Genomic DNA, 16,194 nt, shown 5'->3' with positions numbered 1-16,194 from the left:
TGGCTGTTTTTTTCGCGATTTGGTGAGAATTCGTGAGAAAGTTGGCGCGAAATCGTGCTACGCAATCGAGCTGATAGCCTCAGGCGAAACTTCCCGCAAACTGATAGCGGTGTCCGGGATGCCACATGGTGGCGATCGAGGCGATCCTGCCGCCCGAGCGCGTCTGGCGGCGCAGCACCAGGCACGCCTGTTTCGTGTCGATGGCCAGCATTTCGGCGATGTCGCGCGGCGCCGACAGCGCTTCGATGCTGTAAGTGGCGCCTTGCAGGGGGGCGGCGGCCATCAGGTATTCGTTTGGCGTGATGCTGGAAAAATCCTGCGTCATGTAGTCGGGCGCGCACTCGGGGTTGACCCAGCGGTCTTCCACCTGGATCGGTACGCCGTTCTCGAAATGCACGATCAGCGAATGGAACAGCGGGTGCTCCGGCGGCAGGCCGAATTGCTTGGCCAGCAAATCGGACGCCTTGGTGCGCTCCAGCAATTGCAGGCTGCTGCGGTGGATATGCCCGCGCGCGCGCACTTCATCGGCGATACTCTTGATTTCCAACAAGGTCGCCTGGTATTTTTGCTGCGCCACATAGGTGCCGGAACCCTGGCGCCGCGTCAGTATTTGCTCGCTGGTCAGTTCGCGCACGGCGCGGTTGACCGTCATGCGCGAGACGCCGAATTGTTTCACCAGGGCTTGCTCGGAGGGAATCACGTCGCCTTCCTTCCAGCGTCCGGCGGCGATGCCGGCCAGCAGAAAATCCTTGATGCGCTGGAAAATGGGCGTATTTTCCTGGGTATTGTGATCGTCCAATGCGGTTTCTCCGGGGCGCGGGCAGGGCGCGCCGCCGGCTGGAGGCGCGATGGCCGATTTTAGCACCGAGCGCGATGCCTGCCGCCAGCCTTTTTTTGAATTCAAAAGCAAGCGCCGGAGTGTGGCGCGCCTTGGCGCTGGCTATGCTGGTGACTTATCCTTGACTTGCACGGAGTTCGCCATGGAACACGCTTACCTGACTGACGATGAACGCTGGGATGCGCTGCAGCGGCGCGCCCCCGACGCCGACGGCGTTTTTTATTACTCGGTGCGCACGACGGGCGTGTATTGCCGCCCTTCCTGCGCGGCGCGCCCCGCCTTGCGCCGCAACGTGGCTTTCCACGCCACGTGCGAAGAGGCGGAGGCGGCCGGTTTCCGCCCCTGCCTGCGCTGCAAACCGGACTTGCCGCCCCTGGCCCAGCGCCAGGCGGCCATCGTGGCCGATATCTGCCGCCTGATCGACGCCAGCGACGAGTTGCCCGACCTGGACAGCCTGGCGCATGCGGCCGGCATGAGCCGCTTTCACTTTCACCGCGTCTTCAAGGCGCACACGGGCATCACGCCGAAAGCCTACGCGGCGGCGCGGCGCGGCGAGCGCCTGAAGGCCGGCTTGCAGGGCGCGGCGAACGTCACGGAAACGTTATATGCGGCCGGTTTCAATTCCAGCGGCCGCCTGTATGCGGCCACGCCGGGCTTGCTGGGCATGACGCCGGGCGCATTCCGCGACGGCGGCAGCGGCGCCGTGATCCGCTTTGCCATCGGCGCCTGCTCGCTGGGCGCCATCCTCGTGGCCAGCACGGACAAGGGTATCTGCGCGATTTTGATCGACGACGACCCGGAAGTGCTGCTGCGCGACTTGCAGGACCGTTTTCCCCGGGCCGAACTGCGCGGCGCCGAGCCTGACTATGAACGGACGGTGGCGCAGGTGGTGGGCCTCGTCGAGGCGCCGGCGATCGGCCTGGACTTGCCGCTCGACGTGCGCGGCACCGTGTTCCAGCAGCGCGTGTGGCAAGCCTTGCGCGAGATTCCTGCCGGCAGCACGGTCAGCTATGCCGAACTGGCGCGGCGCATCGGCGCCCCGCAAGGCGCGCGGGCCGTGGCGGGCGCCTGCGCCGCCAATGCCCTGGCCGTCGCCATCCCCTGCCACCGGGTGGTGCGCAACGATGGCGCGCTGTCCGGCTACCGCTGGGGCGTGGAGCGCAAGCAGGCGTTGCTGGAACGCGAGGGCGGACGGTGAGGGCGCTCGATTGGCGGCAGATCGAGGATGAGCTGAATCAATACGGCTGCGCCGTCGTGCCGGGCTTGCTGGCTGCGGATGCCTGCGCGGCACTGGCGGCGCAGTACGACGATGCGGCGCATTTCCGCAGCAGGGTGGTGATGCAGCGCCACGGTTTCGGCCAGGGCGAGTACCAGTACTGGGCGTATCCGCTGCCCGCTGTGGTGGCCGCCTTGCGCGAACAGCTGTACGGGCCGCTGGCGGCGATTGCCAACCGCTGGCACGCCAGCATGGGCCTCGATAGCCGTTTTCCTTTGGCGCACGCCGACTTCCTGGCGCGCGCTGCCATGCGGCGGGGCAGACGCGGCCCACGCCCTTGCTCTTGCGCTACCGCAAGGACGATTACAACTGCCTGCACCAGGACCTGTATGGCGAGCACGTGTTTCCGCTGCAGCTGGCCGTGCTGCTGTCGCGCCCGCAAGTCGATTTCACGGGTGGCGAGTTCGTGCTGACGGAGCAGCGCCCGCGCATGCAGTCGCGCTTGGAGGTCGTGCCGCTGGCGCAGGGCGACGCCGTCCTCTTTCCTGTCGCGCAGCGTCCCGTCAACGGCACCCGGGGCAGTTACCGCGTCAACATGCGCCATGGCGTGTCGCGCCTGCGCTCGGGCATGCGCCACACCCTGGGCATCATTTTCCATGATGCGAGCTGAACGGTAGGTGCGGCGCTTGAGTTTCCGCAATTACATGGCATGATGGCTACTCCTTGTCACTCTTTCATTTCTGCCATGTCCGCGTTGCTCCGCCTGTTGTGCCTGTTGACGATCTTCCTCTTGCCCGTGGCCCATGCGCAGGACGCTGCGCCATCGCTCGTTGCGGAGGCTGCGACCGCCATCGCGCCGGCGCATGCCGCGGCGGCCAGGACGGCGCCATTGATGTTCGCCAACCGCAAGGTGTTCGTCTTCCGCGCCGCGCTGGCCGGCTACCCGCCCGATGAACGGGCCATCGGCGCGCAGCGCCGTCTGGACGGCGTGCTGGCCAAGAACGGCCCCTTGCAGGCAAGCACGCGCATGATTCCCGAAGGCACGCAGGTGCTGCTCGACGGCGTGCAGCTGTTCGTCGTCGTGCCTGGCGACGTCAACCAGCTGGCCGGCGATACGACGGAAAGCGTGGCGAAAACGGCGGCCGAGGAACTGAGCAAGGCCGTCTTTGACTATCGCGAGCAGAGCAGCTGGCGCTACCTGGCAATCGCCGCCGCCGTGTGCGCGGCCGCTACCCTCGTGTTCTGGCTCGTGTGGCTGGGCCTGACGCGTCTGTACCGCTGGGCCAAGCGCCGCAGCGGCATCCTGCTGGCTTCTCGCCTGCGCGACGTGCGCCTGAAAAACGTGCGCGTGCTCGACGCCGAGCACTACATCGCCTTCGCGTATCAACTGCTGAGCGCCGTGCTGTGGGGCTTGCGCCTGATGGCCACCTATCTGTGGGCCGCCTTCGTGCTGGGCCGCCTGCCGTACACGCGCTCGTGGGGCGAAAGCCTGAGCGGCTACCTGTTCGACGTGGCGGCCGACGTCTTCCACGCCATCATCGGCGCCTTGCCGGGGCTGGTGCTGGTGTGCGTGATCTTCGCCATCGCGCGCCTGATCGCCGCCACGGCCGCCTCGCTGTTCAAGCGCGTGGAAAGCGGCGAATTGCAGATCGGCTGGCTGGACAAGGACACGGCCCTGCCCACGCGCCGCATCGCCAGCGTGGTGATCTGGCTGTTCGCGCTGGCCATGGCGTATCCGTATCTGCCCGGTTCGCACACGGCCGCTTTCCAGGGCCTCTCCGTGCTGGTGGGCCTGATGGTGTCGATCGGCGCGTCGAGCATCGTTGGCCAGGGCGCGAGCGGCCTGATCCTCATGTACACGCGGGCCCTGCGCAAGGGAGAATATGTGCGCGTGGGCGACAGCGAGGGCACCGTGGTCGACGTCGGCATGTTCGAGACGCGCCTGCGCACGGGACTAGGTGAAGAGGTCGCTTTGCCGAACGCGTGGGTGATGTCGCAAACGACGAAAAACTATTCGCGCGCCCAGCCCGGCGGCGGCTTCGTGCTCGACTCCACCGTCACCATCGGCTACGCCACGCCATGGCGGCAAGTGCACGCCATGCTGGAACTGGCCGCATCGCGCACGACGGAGCTGTCGACCACGCCGAAACCGTACGTGATGCAGCTGGCGTTGCAGGATTACTACGTGCAATACCGCCTCGTCGCCTACGCCAGCGCCGAAGTGCCCCGCCAGCGCGCCGAAGTACTGAACCGCTTGCACCAGAACATCATCGACGTCTTCAACGAATTCGACGTGCAAATCACCTCGCCGCACTACATCGACGACCCGAAAGAATCGCACGTGGTGCCGCCCGGTGAATGGTTCAGGGCGCCGGCGAAGCGGGGGGAGGAATCGACGAGTCAAGTGGTGCCATCCAAGCCGGGAAATTGCTAGGGAAGGGATGGGCAGACTTCATCGATCCAGGCCTGCATGTCGCTGTTGATGGGAATGACTTGCTGGCCGCCAGCAGCCATAGTTCTCACGCAGAATTTTCCTTGATAGCCATACGTTGGATCGGACGGATCTTTGGGGCTGCCATTCAAGAACACATGATAAAAATGCCCGGGTATCAGTTTTTCAGCGCGTATGTCCGTCGCGCCGGCAGGCACGTTTCCATAGCGGATGCATGTGCTGGCACGGATGGGTAGCGCCATTTCTGGCGGTAGGGAGAATCCCCATACTTCTTTTACCGGTTGCACGGACATGTCAGAAACCATGATTGCGCCAAGAAATGGCAGGCCATTGCGTGCCTCTTTCCTTTTTTGTAATTGAAAAGCACGGTATGCCGTTGACAGAGTGAATGTGGGCATCAGCGATGCGCGACCACGCCGAGACATTGATAGTCGTCAGCGTGGCAAGCAGGAATAGCAGTGTGTGACGATATGGCATGGCGATCCCCGCACTATCTGATGAGCGAATGTTCCGGGCAACTACCCTGTTTCCACGCTGGCGTGTCGCTGCCAATGGCGATGATTTTTCGTTCACCAGTGGCCGTGGCTACTATGCAAAACTTTCCCATGTAGCCATAGGTAGGGTCTGCAGGATCATTTGGTCTTCCATTGAGGAAAATGCTGTAGACCCGTCCTGTTTGCAGTTCAGGGGCGGGCATGCCGTTCGCTCCCTGAGGAAGATCACCATACCGAAGGCAGCTTTTTGACGAGAGCGGTACTTTTTTTCCACCAGTCATATAAAAACTCCACACACCAACGACGGGCTTTTCTGACAGGTCTGAAATGCTGAGTGCTCCCAGGAGTGGCTGGCCGTTGCGACTTTCTTCCTTCTGCGAGATTGTGAAACACGGTACGCCGTCAATTGAACTGATTTCAGCATCGGCGATGCGCGATGTCGCACAGGCATGCAGACTGAGGAACATGAACAGTATGAACAGGGCATTCTGCTGCAAGGACATCCTCTTTTTCCTATTTCTGAACGGGGCAGATTTCATCTATCCAGGCCTGGCTATCGCTGTCGATACGAAGAATCTTGCGCTCCCCGGAGATACCTGTCATTAAGCAAAATTTCCCGACGTAGCCGCGAGTAGGATCTGAAGGATCGGCTGGCCCACCGTTCAGGAAGACGTCGTACATGCGCCCCGTTTTCAGCGGCGGCGCTTTGGGTGGCTTGACCTCTGCCGTTGCTGGAGCAAGCCCATACAAAAGGCAGGACTTGGCATGCACAGGGATAGTTGCTGTGCCCGGTAAAAGAAAAGACCATACTTCTACTGCAGGCTTGACGGATACATCTGTCAGTACGATCGCACTAATCCGAGGAAGCCCGTTGCGTGCTTCTTCTTTTTGCGAAATGGTGAAACAGGGAGTGCCATTTTTTAGCTGTACTTCCGCGTATGCCATGCGGGAGGTGGCCGAGGCATTCATGCTGGTCAGAAAGATAAGCATCAATTGGGTCTTGTGGCAGTTGGGCATTATTGGCCCTTTTGTGCTTGGAGGTTTGCTGGACAAACTTCATCGATCCAGGCTTGCATGTCGCGCTTGATGGGAATGACCTGTTGGCCGTAGTTAGCTGTCGTGATGAGACAGAATTTCCCTTTGTAGCCGTAGGTCGAGTCAGATGGGTCATCCGGCCTGCCATTCAAAAAGACGCTGTACATCCTGCCTGTTTTCAACATCGTCGCGGCAGTCGATTCGGCTCCTGCTGGTACTTGGCCATACAAATAGCAGGTTTTTGCATGCATGGGTAGGGTCGTCGCTCCAGGGAGAATGAAGGACCAGACCTCTACAGGCGGCTTTATGGAAATATCGTAAACCATGAGTGCGCCCAGCATTGGCGTTCCATTGCGGCGTTCTTCTTTTTTTGAAATGGTAAAGCATGGTATGCCTTTGAATGCGCTAATCTCGGCTTCGGCCATGCGGGACATCGGGTACGCGTCACGGCATGTCAAACAAAGGCTCATGGTCAATGTCATTTCCAGGAAGATTGGTCTTGCTTTTTCTATTTTTAAGAAATTCATTGATCACCTCTTCGTAGAGAATCAGGGAGTTCCGGTATTCTTTTTGATTCATAGCTTTTGGTGTTTTCAAATACCTTAGTCCGAAATAATCTGCCAGTAAGTTGCCCTGTGCCTCCATGTTGAAGTCAGATAGTTTTTTTCCTCGCTTTAAAAAATACGTGTAATTCAATCCGAAACGGATCGCCCCACGCAATGCAATCGGATAGCCCAATTGATACTGCCAGACATGGACCATTTCATGCATGAACCAGTTTTTGTCTATTGGCTGAGCTATGGAAAAATCCTCCCGATACTCCGACTCATGAAAATACATCTCCCCATCCGGCGTCATGGCCACGTTCTTCGGCTGTAAACCGAACCACAAATACGGCTCGCCATGCACCTTGACCTTGCTGTAGTCGATCGCATCCTGGAACAGCATCCACGCCATGTCGATCTCGCCCCTGGTCAGCGGGCGAACCTTGTCCTTGACTTTGACCTGTTTGACGGACGAACCGACGTCCTTGTCGGTCGTCTTGATGCCTTCCAGCTGAATGACCTTGACTGCAGGCGCCGCGTGTTTCGGGGCGGCGGCGCAGCATGGCGATTTGTCCGCGTGCGGCAGGAATTCGGCCTGGGTAATTTGCGCCTCCCGCTTGCTGGCGACGCGCCCCGTGCGCCCCTTCGCATCCGTCGTCCCCGTCCACGTTTCGCCATTGCTCAAGGTGAGCCGGTAGTCGGCGTGCGCCAGCGGCACCTTGTTTTGCGAGACGAATTCCAGCTGCTCGTCGTAGCCGCAGCACCAGCATTCGTCGGGCTGGCCGGCCAGGCGGTGCAGTTCGCAGCCGCTTGTCGCGTTGCGCAGGGTGGCACCCAGCACGGGTCGGCCGTTGGCGCTGAAGGTGACGATCATGCTGTCGAAGCGCGCGCCCAGGCTTTTCTTCTGGTGGGCCACGAGCTTGAAGAACACGTCGCACGCGGTGGTGCTGATGACATGGTGCCTGGCCATGGAACCTCCGTCTTAAAACCTCAGCCTAAGCCAGCGGCGGCGGGGAGGTATTGACTGGGCGCAAGGCCTGGGCGCTTGCGTTAAGATGCCGGGCGTTTCCCCGTTACGATGAAAAGAAAGAGAATCCATGCCCAGCGCACCCCATACTCAAGCATCGCAAGCCGCCCGCAGCCTGGCCGCCGCCCTGATCGGCGACCCGTTTTACCGCGCCGTCACGGTGGCCTGCGGCGACGAAGAAGCGGCGCGGCTGGCCATGCTGGAAGCCTACTTCGCGCTGGCACTGGCCGAAGGCTGGCAGGCGGGTCGCGTCGACCTGGCTGATGACGGGCGCAATGGCGCGGCCATCTGGACGACGGATACGCCGGCAGCCCGGCGCCAGGCCGCGTATGCGCAGCGCGAAGACGCCTTGCGCGTGCTGCTGGGCGAGCAGGGTTTCGCGCATTTTTCGGCCATCGTCGAGAACATGGAGCATGCGCTGGCGTCGCACGGTCTGCAGCACGCATGGTATCTGTCGATCGCCGGCATCGCCCCGGACGCGCAGGGGCGGGGATTGGGCGCATCCGTGCTGGCGCCTGGCCTGGCGGCCGTCGATGCGGCGGGTGCCGCGTGCTTCCTGGAGACCTACAATGAGCGCAGCCTGCCGTTTTATGCCCGCCTGGGTTTCGTGGTGGCGGGGCGTTACGCGGAAGCCGTCACGGGCTGCGATTACTGGCTGATGCTGCGGCAACCATCTGCTGCCTGATTGACCATTTTGCCAATTTCTATACACTCGTCTTTTTGCTAACGACTAAAAGACCTGGAGATGGAAATGCCGACTTTGCCCTTGCGCCGTACCCTGCTTACGCTCGCCTGCCTTGGCGCCCTGGCCCACGCCCACGCCGATACCATCATCGACAACGCCAATGGCTACACGCTCAATGCTGCCGGCAAGGTGATTCGCTTCACGGCGCTGGCATTTGACGACGCGGGCAAGCTGCTCGCCGTCGGCAGCGCCGCGCAGGTGAAACGCAAGGCGGCCAAGGGCGCTCTGCACGTCGACGTGCAGGGCAAGACCGTGCTGCCGGGCCTGATCGACGCGCACGGCCACGTGTTCGGCCTGGGGACGATTGCCAGCGGCGTGATGCTGTACGGTTCGTCGTCGCTGCAGGCCGCTGTGCAGGCCGTGGGCGAATTCGCCCGCGCGCATCCCGAGCGCGGCTGGATCGTCGGCAATGGCTGGAACCAGGAAATCTGGAAGCTGGGGCGCTTTCCCACGGCCGCGGAACTTGATGCGGCGGAAAGCGCGCGGCCCGTGTGGCTGCGCCGGTCGACGGCCACGCGGGCTGGGCCAACAGCCGCGCGCTGGCGCTGGCCGGCATCACGCGCGCCACACAAGACCCGTCCGGCGGCAAGATCGAGCGCGATGCGGATGGCAATGCCACCGGTGTGCTGGTCGATAACGCCATGGACTTGGTGGATGCCGTGCTGCCCAAGCCGGGCGACGTGGAAAACCGCGCCGCCCTCGATGGCGCGCTGGCGCAGCTGTCGCAGGCGGGCCTGACCAGCGTGCACGATGCGGGCATCGGCCAGATGCAGGACCGGCTGTTCCGCGACTATGCGGACCACGGCAAGCTGACGGTGCGCGTCTACGGCATGATTGCCGACACGACGGAAGACTTCGACGCGCTGTCGAAAAACGGCCCATTAAAAAGCTATGCGCGCGACATGTACGCCTTGCGCGCCGTCAAACTGCTGTCCGACGGCGCCCTGGGCAGCCGCGGCGCGGCCCTGCTGGCGCCCTACAGCGACGATCCTTCTACCAGCGGCCTGCTGTTCTACAAGGACGACGCCATGCGCGCGAAGATGGAAAAAGCCATGCGCGCCGGCTACCAGGTGAACGTGCACGCCATCGGCGACGCGGGCAACCATCAAATCCTCGACGGCTACCAGGCCTTGACCGCGCAATACCATAGCGTGGGCCTGCGCCACCGCATGGAGCATGCGCAGGTGGTGCAATTATCCGACATCCCCCGTTTCAAGGTGCTGGGCATCGTCCCGTCGATGCAGCCCACGCACGCCACGTCCGACCAGAACATGGCGGAGCAGCGCGTGGGCCACGAGCGCATCAAGGGCGCGTATGCGTGGCGCACCTTCCTCCAGCAGGGTTCGCGCATCGCCTGCGGATCGGACTTCCCCATCGAGTCGCCGAATCCGTTCGAGGGTATCCACGCGGCCGTCACGCGGCAAAATAGCGAGGGGTTCCCGGCCGGCGGCTGGTATCCGCAGCAGGCGATGACGGTGACGCAAGCGCTGCGCTGCTTCACGCTGGACGCGGCCTGGGCGGCGCACCAGGAAAAGGTCATCGGCACCCTGGAAGTGGGAAAATGGGCGGATTTCGTCGTCATCGACCAGGATCTGTTCAAGGTCGACCCCAAGGCCATCGGCAAGACGCAGGTGCTGCAGACGTGGGTGGCGGGCAAGCGCGTGTTCGAGAAAAAATAGGCAGTTTGCGCTTGCAAAAACCTGTTGACTTGGTTGTATAGACAACCTATGCTGGGAGCACAAGAGCGGGCTAAATACGCCCGCTCGCACCCTACGAGGAGACAGCATGAACAGCACAATGGACACCGATCCACGCTTTGATGCCAGCCGTACCATCCGCGCGCCGCGCGGCACGGTCATGGCTTGCAAGAGTTGGCAGGCCGAGGCGGCCTACCGCATGTTGCAAAACAACCTGGACCCGGAAGTGGCGGAAAATCCGCAGCACCTGGTCGTCTACGGCGGCATCGGCCGCGCCGCCCGCAACTGGGCCTGCTTCGACCAGATCCTCGCCTCGCTGCGCGAACTGGAAGACGACCAGACCTTGCTGATCCAGTCCGGCAAGCCGGTGGGCGTGTTCCAGACCCACGCCGACGCGCCGCGCGTGCTGATCGCGAACTCCAATCTGGTGCCGAAATGGGCCAACTGGGAACACTTCAACGAACTCGATCGCCAGGGCCTGTTCATGTACGGCCAGATGACGGCCGGCAGCTGGATCTACATCGGCACGCAGGGCATCGTGCAGGGTACGTATGAAACCTTCGCCGAGGCGGGCCGCCAGCATTTCGGCGGCGACTGGGGCGGGCGCTGGATCCTGACGGCGGGCCTGGGCGGCATGGGCGGCGCGCAGCCGCTGGCCGCCACCATGGCGGGCGCCGTCTCGCTCAATATCGAATGCCAGCAAAGCAGCATCGATTTCCGCCTGCGCACGCGCTATCTGGACAAGCAGGCGGCCAGCCTGGATGAAGCCCTGGAACTGGTGAAATACCATACGGAGCGCAAGGAAGCCATTTCCATCGGCCTCCTGGGCAACGCGGCCGAAGTGCTGCCGGAACTGGTGCGCCGCGCCAAGGCGGGCGGCCTGGTGCCGGACCTGGTGACGGACCAGACGTCCGCGCACGACCTGGTCAACGGCTACCTGCCGCGCGGCTGGAGCGTGTCGGACTGGAAGGCCGCGCAGCAAGACCCGCAGCGCCACGCGCGCCTGACGGTGGCTGCCGCCGATTCCTGCGCCGCCCACGTGCAAGCCATGCTCGATTTCCACGCCATGGGCGTGCACACTGTCGATTACGGCAACAACATCCGCCAGGTGGCGTTTGACCAGGGCGTGCAGAATGCCTTCGACTTCCCCGGCTTCGTGCCAGCCTACATCCGCCCGCAGTTCTGCGAGGGGCGGGGGCCGTTCCGCTGGGTGGCCTTGTCCGGCGACCCGGAAGACATCTATAAAACGGATGCGAAGATCAAGCAGCTGTTCCCGCACCACAAGCAGGTGCACCACTGGCGGACATGGCGCGCGAGCGCATCGCCTTCCAGGGCCTGCCGGCGCGCATCTGCTGGCTGGGACTGGGCGAGCGCCACATCGCCGGCCTGGCCTTCAACGAGATGGTGCGCACGGGCGAGCTGAAGGCGCCCATCGTCATCGGCCGCGACCACCTGGACACGGGTTCCGTCGCCAGCCCGAACCGCGAGACGGAAAGCATGAAGGACGGCACGGACGCCGTCTCCGACTGGCCGCTGCTGAACGCCATGCTGAACACTGCCGGCGGCGCCACCTGGGTCTCGCTGCACCATGGCGGCGGCGTGGGAATGGGGTATTCTCAGCATGCGGGCATGGTCATCGTGGCCGACGGCAGCGAAGCGGCGGCGAAACGCCTGGCGCGCGTGCTGGTCAACGACAGCGGCTCGGGCGTGATGCGCCATGCCGATGCCGGCTACGAAACCGCGGCCGCCTGCGCCAAGCGCAACGGCCTGATTCTTCCAATGCTTCCTTGAGACCTTGATGCGAATGACTATGACACAGCATGCCAAAAGTTGGACCCTGAAGCCGGGCGCGATGACCCTGGGCGACCTGCGCGCCGTCTGGGCCGCACCCGCGAAACTGATCCTCGCCGCCGAGGCCTATCCCGTCATCGAGGCGTCGGCCGCCGCCGTGCAAGCCATCGTCGCCAAGGGCGATGCGGCCTACGGCATCAACACGGGCTTCGGCCTGCTCGCCAAGACGCGCATCCCCGATGAAAAGCTCGAGCAATTGCAGCGCAACCTGATCCTGTCGCATTCCGTCGGCACGGGAGAGCTGCTGTCGGACGCCGTCGTGCGCCTGATCATGCTGATGAAGATCGGCAGCCTGGCGCGCGGCTTTTCCGGCGTGCGCCCGCTGATCGTCGACACCCTGATCGCCCTGTACAACGCGGGCATCATGCCGGCCATTCCCGCCAAGGGCTCCGTCGGCGCCTCGGGCGACCTGGCGCCCCTGTCGCACATGACCCTGGCCATGCTGGGCGTGGGCGAGGTGCGCGTCAACGGTGAATTGATGCCGGCGCCCGAAGCGCTGGCGCAGGCGGGCATCGCGCCCGTCGTGCTGGCGGCAAAAGAGGGGCTGGCGCTGATCAACGGCACGCAGGTGTCGAACGCGCTGGCGCTGCATGGCCTGTTCATGGCCGAGCGCCTGCTGGAAGCGGCCATGGTCACGGGCGCGCTGTCGCTGGACGCGGCCAAGGGCAGCGACTCGCCGTTCGACGCGCGCGTGCACGCCGTGCGGGGGCAGCCGGGGCAAATCCTGGCCGCGCAGATGTACCGCCAGCTGGTGGCCAACAGCGCCATCCGCGCCTCGCACCTGGAAGGCGACGAGCGCGTGCAAGACCCGTACAGCCTGCGCTGCCAGCCGCAGGTCATGGGCGCCTGCCTCGATTTGATCGGCAACGTGGGGCGTACCCTGCTGATCGAAGCCAATGCCGTCACGGATAACCCGCTGATCTTCCAGGATGGCCCCAACGGCCAGGCGAAAATCGTCTCGGGCGGGAACTTCCACGCCGAACTTGTCGCCTTTGCGGCCGACACCCTGGCGCTGGCGATCGCCGAAATCGGCGCCCTGGCCGAGCGCCGCATCGCGCTGCTGATCGACGCCACGCTCTCCGGCCTGCCACCGTTCCTGGTGCGCGACCCGGGCGTCAATTCCGGCTTCATGATCGCCCACGTGACGGCGGCCGCGCTGGCGTCGGAAAACAAGTCGCTGGCCCATCCGGCCAGCGTCGACAGCCTGCCCACGTCCGCCAACCAGGAAGACCACGTGAGCATGGCCACGTTCGCCGGGCGCCGCCTGGACGACATGGCGCACAACACGGCCGTCATCGTCGGCATCGAGCTGCTGGCCGCCGCGCAGGGCATCGATTTCCACCGTCCCCTGAAAACTTCGCCGCACCTGGAACACGTGCACCACCAGCTGCGCCAGAAGGTGCCGTTCTTCGACGCCGACCGTTTTTTTGCGCCCGATATCGAAGCGGCCAAGCAGATGGTGCTGCAGGGTGAGTTGAGCAGCACCTGCAAGAATTTGTTCGCCCCGCTGTACGCTTGAGCGGGCGCAAGGAGACAAGCATGGATTTCCGCTTTAATGAGGGCAGCATCCCGCTGCTCGTATCGATGCCCCACGTGGGCACCGACATACCGGACGATATCGCCGCGCGCATGACGCCGCAAGCCTTGATCAAGGCCGACACGGACTGGCATTTGCGCGAGCTGTATGGTTTTTTGCAGGAGATGGATGCGTCCGTGCTGTCGGCGCGCTGGTCGCGCTACACCATCGACCTGAACCGCCCGCGGGAAGACACGAATCTGTATCCGGGCCAGGATACGACGGGCTTGCTGCCCAACGATACCTTCCACCGCGAGCCGCTATACCTGGCCGGCAAGGAGCCTGATGCGGCCGACGTGCAGCGCCGATTGCAGCGCTACTGGGCGCCGTATCATGCGCAGCTGCGCGCGGAACTGGACCGGCTGTTGCGCGTGCATGGCGCCGTGGTGCTGTGGGATGCCCATTCCATCGCCTCGCGCGTGCCGCGCTTCTTTGACGGCAAGCTGCCCGACCTGAACTTCGGCACGGCCGATGGCGCCAGCTGCGATGCGGGCCTGACGTCCGTCGTGGTCGGCATCGCGCGCGCGCAGGAACAATTTACCGTGGCGCTCAACGGCCGCTTCAAGGGCGGCCACATCACGCGCCATTACGGCCAGCCGGACAAGCGCGTGCATGCGATCCAGCTCGAGATGTGCCAGTGCCTGTACATGAATGAACCTGGCATGGACGAAGCGGCGCCATTCGGCTACCGGCCCGACCTGGCGGCCCGGGTGCAGCCGCTGCTGCGCCAGATGATGGAAGCGGCCGTGGCATGGGTGGCGCATTGAGTACCTGTCTGTTCGCGCGCCACGCGCTGCTGCCGCAGGGCTGGCGCCGCGACGTGCTGCTGGAATGGGATGCGGCCGGCGACTTGACCCACGTCAAGGAGGGCGCCATGCCGCCCGCCGGTGCGGAAGTGGCCGAATATGTCTTGCCTGGCATGGTCAACCTGCATTCGCATGCCTTCCAGCGGGCGCTGGGCGGCATGACGGAGGTTGCAGGCGACGAGGTTAATCATGTAGTGGACAGCTTCTGGACCTGGCGCGACTTGATGTACCGCTTCGCGCGCCACATCACGCCGGAGCAGATGGAGGCCATCGCCGCGCAGCTGTTTGCCGAATGCCTGCGCCATGGCTACACGTCCGTCTGCGAATTTCACTACCTGCAGCGCGATACGGCAGGCGCCCTGTATGCGCGTCCCGCCGAAACGGCCGAACGGGTGCTGGCCGCGGCGCGCCTCAGCGGCATCGGCATGACCATGCTGCCCGTGCTGTACAGCCATGCGGGCTTCGGCGCACAGCCGCTGAAACCCGAGCAGGCGCGCTTCCGCACGGGGGCGGACGATGTCTTGCGCATCGTCGAGGCGCTGGCGCCGCAGCGCGGCGGGCAGGTGGAAGTGGGCTTTGCGCCGCATTCGCTGCGCGCGGCCGGTGTGGCGCAGATCCGCGAAGTGGCGCAAGCGCTGCCTGTGGATCGCCCGATCCACATCCACATCGCCGAGCAGCAGGACGAGGTGCGCCAATGCCTCGATTACAGCGGCCGGCGCCCGGTGCAGTATTTGTACGATCAGCTCGACGTCGATGCGCGCTGGTGCCTGGTGCACGCCACGCACGTGCAGCCTGACGAGGTGGCGCGGATGGCGGCCAGCGGCGCCGTGGCGGGCCTGTGCCCGACGACGGAGGCGAACCTGGGTGACGGCCTGTTCCCGCTGGCCGAATTCATCGCCGCCGGCGGGCGTTTCGGCGTCGGCAGCGACAGCCACGTATCGCAGTCGCCGGTGGAAGAATTGCGCTGGCTCGAATACGGCCAGCGCTTGCAGCGCCAGCAGCGCAATGTCGCCGCCACGCCGGATGAACGCCATGTGGGCGACTACCTGTGGCAAGCGGCCTTGCGGGGCGGGGCGCAGGCGGCCGGGCGCAAGCTGGGCGCGCTGGCGCCGGGCTGCCGCGCCGACTTGCTGGTGCTCGACGACGCGCACGTGAACCTGTGCGGCGTGGCCATCGCCGATGTGCTGGGCAGCGTACTCTTCTGCGGCAACGACAACCTGGTGCGCGACGTGTTGTGCGGCGGCCAGTGGCAGGTGCGCGATGGACGCCACGTGGCGCAGGACGCCATCGCCACCGCCTACCGGCGTACGCTGGCGCAACTGAGGGCGCTCTGATGGCGACCTTCATCCCACAGGAATACCTGCGCGCCGCACCGTGGAAAAACGGCGGCGGCAGCACGACGGAAATCGCCATTTCTCCGCCGGACGCCGGTTTCGACGATTTTGACTGGCGTATCAGCCTGGCGACGATCACGGCCAGCGGGCCGTTTTCCAGCTTTCCCGGCATCGACCGCAGCCTGATGCTGGTCGATGGCGACAGCGTGCAGCTGACGCTCGACGGCACGCGCAAGGTGACCTTGAGCGCGGCGCAGCCGATGCTGTGGTTTCCCGGCGAGGCCGCCGTGGAGGCGCAAGTCAAGGGGACGACGACGGATTTCAACGTGATGACGCGGCGCGACCGCTGCCGCCACCAGCTGGAAAAAATCACGGCGCCGGGCCGGCTGGTGCGGCGCAGCGAGATGACCTTGCTGTTTGTCGCCGGCGATGGTGCCGTGCTGGCGCGCTCAAGCGACCAGCAGTTTGCGCTGGCCCGCCATGATGCGCTGCTGCTGGACGCCGACGATGCGCAGGAATGGCGGCTCGATGCCTTGCAGCGTTCGGCCGTGTTGTGCGTCGACCTGTTTACCTAGGGA

13 protein-coding genes and 3 pseudogenes are annotated in these 16,194 nt (G+C 64.1%); 10 read left to right on the top strand and 6 right to left on the bottom strand.

Features of this window, described 5'->3' with window-relative positions; genetic code table 11:
• Positions 1-79: 79 nt before the first annotated feature.
• Positions 80-799, bottom strand: coding sequence for a histidine utilization repressor (gene hutC, locus ACQVLG_RS04165; protein WP_230539019.1), 720 nt, complete (start codon positions 797-799; stop codon positions 80-82).
• A gap of 181 nt (positions 800-980) precedes the next feature.
• Between hutC and ada the strand changes: the two genes are divergently transcribed.
• The 3 genes and pseudogenes from ada (at position 981) to ACQVLG_RS04150 (ending at position 4,488) form a co-directional block, all read left to right on the top strand.
• Positions 981-2,036: a bifunctional DNA-binding transcriptional regulator/O6-methylguanine-DNA methyltransferase Ada gene (gene ada / locus ACQVLG_RS04160; RefSeq protein WP_474292974.1), complete on the top strand. Its 1,056-nt coding sequence runs from the start codon at positions 981-983 to the stop codon at positions 2,034-2,036.
• Positions 1,985-2,724 (top strand): annotated as a pseudogene (locus ACQVLG_RS04155) (2OG-Fe(II) oxygenase). Before ada ends, ACQVLG_RS04155 begins: the two are co-directional and overlap by 52 nt.
• 75 nt (positions 2,725-2,799) lie before the next feature.
• Positions 2,800-4,488, top strand: a complete 1,689-nt coding sequence (locus tag ACQVLG_RS04150) for a mechanosensitive ion channel family protein (protein WP_474292972.1) — start codon at positions 2,800-2,802, stop codon at positions 4,486-4,488.
• Here ACQVLG_RS04150 and ACQVLG_RS04145 read toward each other — a convergent pair.
• From ACQVLG_RS04145 to ACQVLG_RS04125, 5 genes are all read right to left on the bottom strand, one after another.
• Positions 4,485-4,904 carry a hypothetical protein gene (locus ACQVLG_RS04145; RefSeq protein WP_474292970.1) on the bottom strand — a complete coding sequence of 140 codons (420 nt, stop codon included), beginning with the start codon at positions 4,902-4,904 and terminating at the stop codon, positions 4,485-4,487. The two genes, ACQVLG_RS04150 and ACQVLG_RS04145, sit on opposite strands and share 4 nt — an antisense overlap.
• Positions 4,905-4,996: 92 nt before the next feature.
• Positions 4,997-5,497 carry a hypothetical protein gene (locus tag ACQVLG_RS04140; RefSeq protein WP_474292968.1) on the bottom strand — a complete coding sequence of 167 codons (501 nt, stop codon included), beginning with the start codon at positions 5,495-5,497 and terminating at the stop codon, positions 4,997-4,999.
• Positions 5,498-5,513: 16 nt separating this feature from the next.
• The gene (locus ACQVLG_RS04135) at positions 5,514-5,969 is read right to left on the bottom strand and encodes a hypothetical protein (protein ID WP_474292966.1); all 456 of its coding nucleotides are present in this window, start codon (positions 5,967-5,969) and stop codon (positions 5,514-5,516) included.
• 47 nt (positions 5,970-6,016) lie between these two features.
• Positions 6,017-6,460, bottom strand: coding sequence for a hypothetical protein (locus tag ACQVLG_RS04130; RefSeq protein WP_474292964.1), 444 nt, complete (start codon positions 6,458-6,460; stop codon positions 6,017-6,019).
• Between the two features lie 19 nt (positions 6,461-6,479).
• The gene (locus ACQVLG_RS04125) at positions 6,480-7,511 is read right to left on the bottom strand and encodes a hypothetical protein (protein ID WP_474292962.1); all 1,032 of its coding nucleotides are present in this window, start codon (positions 7,509-7,511) and stop codon (positions 6,480-6,482) included.
• 166 nt (positions 7,512-7,677) lie between these two features.
• Here ACQVLG_RS04125 and ACQVLG_RS04120 point away from each other — a divergent pair, with 166 nt between their 5' ends.
• The 7 genes and pseudogenes from ACQVLG_RS04120 to ACQVLG_RS04090 all read left to right on the top strand — a co-directional run bounded on the left by ACQVLG_RS04120 (position 7,678) and on the right by ACQVLG_RS04090 (position 16,191).
• The gene (locus tag ACQVLG_RS04120) at positions 7,678-8,292 is read left to right on the top strand and encodes a GNAT family N-acetyltransferase (protein ID WP_474292960.1); all 615 of its coding nucleotides are present in this window, start codon (positions 7,678-7,680) and stop codon (positions 8,290-8,292) included.
• Between the two features lie 66 nt (positions 8,293-8,358).
• A pseudogene (locus ACQVLG_RS04115) lies at positions 8,359-10,031 on the top strand (amidohydrolase).
• Between the two features lie 118 nt (positions 10,032-10,149).
• Positions 10,150-11,840: pseudogene (gene hutU, locus ACQVLG_RS04110) on the top strand (urocanate hydratase).
• Between the two features lie 19 nt (positions 11,841-11,859).
• Positions 11,860-13,419 carry a histidine ammonia-lyase gene (gene hutH, locus ACQVLG_RS04105; protein ID WP_474292958.1) on the top strand — a complete coding sequence of 520 codons (1,560 nt, stop codon included), beginning with the start codon at positions 11,860-11,862 and terminating at the stop codon, positions 13,417-13,419.
• A 20-nt stretch (positions 13,420-13,439) separates the two neighbouring features.
• Positions 13,440-14,243, top strand: coding sequence for an N-formylglutamate deformylase (gene hutG, locus ACQVLG_RS04100; protein ID WP_474292956.1), 804 nt, complete (start codon positions 13,440-13,442; stop codon positions 14,241-14,243).
• Positions 14,228-15,616, top strand: a complete 1,389-nt coding sequence (locus ACQVLG_RS04095; RefSeq protein ID WP_474292954.1) for a formimidoylglutamate deiminase — start codon at positions 14,228-14,230, stop codon at positions 15,614-15,616. The genes hutG and ACQVLG_RS04095 overlap by 16 nt, the downstream gene beginning before the upstream one ends.
• On the top strand, positions 15,616-16,191 hold the full coding sequence (locus ACQVLG_RS04090; protein WP_230539005.1) for a HutD/Ves family protein: 576 nt from the start codon (positions 15,616-15,618) through the stop codon (positions 16,189-16,191). The genes ACQVLG_RS04095 and ACQVLG_RS04090 overlap by 1 nt, the downstream gene beginning before the upstream one ends.
• Positions 16,192-16,194 lie beyond the last annotated feature (3 nt).

It is taken from the genome of Janthinobacterium sp. TPC_1 (genome assembly GCF_056037845.1).
Note: the sequence above shows the minus strand (reverse complement) of the source record. Positions and strands in the feature narration are given on the sequence as shown.

What these genes read in the sequence shown, in the direction of transcription:
- ada (WP_474292974.1), top strand. Translation starts at nt 981, where the DNA reads ATGGAACACGCTTACCTGACTGACGATGAACGCTGGGATGCGCTGCAG.
- ACQVLG_RS04150 (WP_474292972.1), top strand. Translation starts at nt 2,800, where the DNA reads ATGTCCGCGTTGCTCCGCCTGTTGTGCCTGTTGACGATCTTCCTCTTG.
- ACQVLG_RS04145 (WP_474292970.1), bottom strand. Translation starts at nt 4,904, where the DNA reads ATGCCCACATTCACTCTGTCAACGGCATACCGTGCTTTTCAATTACAA.
- ACQVLG_RS04135 (WP_474292966.1), bottom strand. Translation starts at nt 5,969, where the DNA reads ATGAATGCCTCGGCCACCTCCCGCATGGCATACGCGGAAGTACAGCTA.
- ACQVLG_RS04130 (WP_474292964.1), bottom strand. Translation starts at nt 6,460, where the DNA reads ATGGCCGAAGCCGAGATTAGCGCATTCAAAGGCATACCATGCTTTACC.
- ACQVLG_RS04120 (WP_474292960.1), top strand. Translation starts at nt 7,678, where the DNA reads ATGCCCAGCGCACCCCATACTCAAGCATCGCAAGCCGCCCGCAGCCTG.
- hutH (WP_474292958.1), top strand. Translation starts at nt 11,860, where the DNA reads ATGACACAGCATGCCAAAAGTTGGACCCTGAAGCCGGGCGCGATGACC.
- hutG (WP_474292956.1), top strand. Translation starts at nt 13,440, where the DNA reads ATGGATTTCCGCTTTAATGAGGGCAGCATCCCGCTGCTCGTATCGATG.
- ACQVLG_RS04095 (WP_474292954.1), top strand. Translation starts at nt 14,228, where the DNA reads ATGGGTGGCGCATTGAGTACCTGTCTGTTCGCGCGCCACGCGCTGCTG.
- ACQVLG_RS04090 (WP_230539005.1), top strand. Translation starts at nt 15,616, where the DNA reads ATGGCGACCTTCATCCCACAGGAATACCTGCGCGCCGCACCGTGGAAA.